Genomic DNA, 2,227 nt, shown 5'->3' with positions numbered 1-2,227 from the left:
GGCGTGCGGCGCGGATCAGGCCGCCTCGGCGCGCCCCGCGCGGGCGGCCTCGAGCGCCCGCACCCGCGGGATCACCTGCGCGCCGAAATACTCCACCTCTTCCTGGAAGTGCAGGAAGGCGAGCAGGGCGAGATCGACGCCGACATCCTTCAGCGCCACGATGCGTTCGGCGATCTGGTCCGGCGTGCCGACGAGGTTCGTCTTGAAGCCGTCGTTGTACTGGACGAGATCCTCGAAGCTCGACTTGGCCCAGTTGCCCTCGCCCTCGGGCGAGGCCCGGCCGGCGTTCCTGACCTCGTGGCCGAAGGCCCTCACGGCCTCCGGGTCGGCTTGGTCGATGATCTCCTGCAGCACGGCGCGGGCCTCCTCCTCCGTGTCCCGCGCGATCACGAAGGCGTTGACGCCGACCTTGACCGCGTGCCCGTTCGCGCGGGCCTTGGCCTGGAGGTCCGCCACCTGCGCCCCGATGGTCTCCGGCGTGCCGCCGTTGGTGAAGTACCAGTCCGAGACGCGCGCGGCCATGTCGCGCGCGGCGCGCGAGGAGCCGCCCTGGAAGATCTCGGGCAGGCCGGACGTGGGCTTCGGCTTCAGCGTGTAGTCGGTGTAGCGGTAGAAGTCGCCGCGGAAGCTGAAGGCGTCCTGCGTCCAGATCCCCCGCAAGCTCCGGATGAACTCCTCGGAGCGGCGGTAGCGCTCGTCGTGGTCGAGCCAGGGCTCGCCGATCGCCCGGAACTCGCCCGAGAACCAGCCCGAGACGATGTTGACGGCGATGCGCCCGCCCGTCAGCTCGGCGATCGTCGCGACCTGCTTGGCCGCCAGCGTCGGGTGCCAGGGGCCGGGCAGGAGCGCGGCGATCACCTTGAGGCGGGAGGTCGCGGCGAGCAGCGCGTGGCTGAAGGCCACCGATTCGTGCTGGTACTCGGCGCCGTAGCCCGCCGTGAAGCGGATCTGCGTCAGCGCGTAGTCGAAGCCCGCCGCCTCGGCGATCTGGGCGAGGCGGCGATTGTACTCCGCGTCCCAGTTCGTGCGCTGGGGGATCCTGCTGATCACCAACCCGCCCGAGACATTCGGGACCCAGTAGGCGAAGCGGATCGGCTCGGACCCGCTCGTGCCGATGGCCATGGCGATTCTCCTTCGGTCCCGTGCCGGCGATCTCCGCCCGTCGCCGGTGCGGGAGGCCGTCCGTTGCTGTCTCGATCGAACGAGGCCAAGTATTCAGGCCGTCCGGTCCCGCGTCAAAAGCAGGGATATGCTTTCTTTCGGCCCGTCGCGCGATATCGTTCCCCGTTCTCCGCCCGGGACGGCACGTTCCTCCCCGGCGCCCCGGACCCGTGCGTCGCCAGCCGATCCGCCGCGCGCCGTCGGCGCCGGATGCAAGAGGCCGTTCCGTAAAACGAACGCAACACGCCCTATCGGTTCGGGGTCGGGCGGCTATCGGGCGAGAAAACTGATGATATGCGGCGATTTTCTCCCTCGATCGTCCGATGGAACACGATCATCTCCGCGGCCGCGTTCATTTATAAGAACGTTTCATTGACCGGCGCGCGTCCGTCCCGCAGCCTTTCGGCCATCGGAACAGGGCGGGCGGAGCACCCCCTCCCCGCCCCCCGCGGATAGCCACCGGACGGATGAGACGCATGACACGACCCAGACTCGTCGGCTTCAGCGCCAACCTGCAGCGGCCCTCCAAGACCCGCGCCCTCGTCGAGGCGGTCGTCGAGGAGGCCGCGGCGCGCGTGCCGCTCGACGTGCGGCTCTACGATCTGGTCGATGCCGGCAGCGGGCTCGGCGCGGCCTGGAGCCGGGACGCGCTCTCCCTGCCGGCCCGGCGGGTGATCGAGGCGATCGAGGAGGCCGACGCGCTCGTCGTCGGCTCGCCGGTCTACAAGGGCAGCTACACGGGCCTGTTCAAGCACCTGTTCGACCTGATCCCGCCTGCCGCGCTCGCCAACAAGCCGGTGGCGCTCGTGGCGACCGGCGGCGGCGCCCGCTACGCCCTCGTGGTCGAGCACAGCTTCCGGCCGCTCTTCGGCTTCTTCAACGCCCTGCAGGTGCCGACCACCGTCTACGGCTCGGATCCCGATTTCACCGACTACCGGCTCACCGACGAGGCCGTGCGGGCGCGCGCGTCCCAGGCCGGAGCCGAGATCGCGGCGCTCGCCACCCGCGGCACGCTGCCGGGCCTGCGCCAGGAGCCGGTCGCCCGCGCGGCCGCCGCGCGCTGACT

The 2,227-nt window shown here is 70.6% G+C and carries 2 protein-coding genes; one reads left to right on the top strand and one right to left on the bottom strand.

The features are described from left to right. Positions 1–15: 15 nt before the first annotated feature. Positions 16–1,122 (bottom strand): dimethylsulfone monooxygenase SfnG, encoded by a 1,107-nt coding sequence (sfnG, locus tag AX737_RS21120; protein ID WP_197430665.1) that lies wholly within the window; start codon positions 1,120–1,122, stop codon positions 16–18. Positions 1,123–1,637: 515 nt separating this feature from the next. Here sfnG and msuE point away from each other — a divergent pair. After that, positions 1,638–2,225 (top strand): FMN reductase, encoded by a 588-nt coding sequence (gene msuE, locus AX737_RS21115; RefSeq protein ID WP_066924659.1) that lies wholly within the window; start codon positions 1,638–1,640, stop codon positions 2,223–2,225. Positions 2,226–2,227 lie beyond the last annotated feature (2 nt).

This window comes from Methylobacterium sp. CCH5-D2, assembly GCF_001556475.1.
Classification (GTDB): domain Bacteria; phylum Pseudomonadota; class Alphaproteobacteria; order Rhizobiales; family Beijerinckiaceae; genus Methylobacterium; species Methylobacterium hispanicum.
Note: the sequence above shows the minus strand (reverse complement) of the source record. Positions and strands in the feature narration are given on the sequence as shown.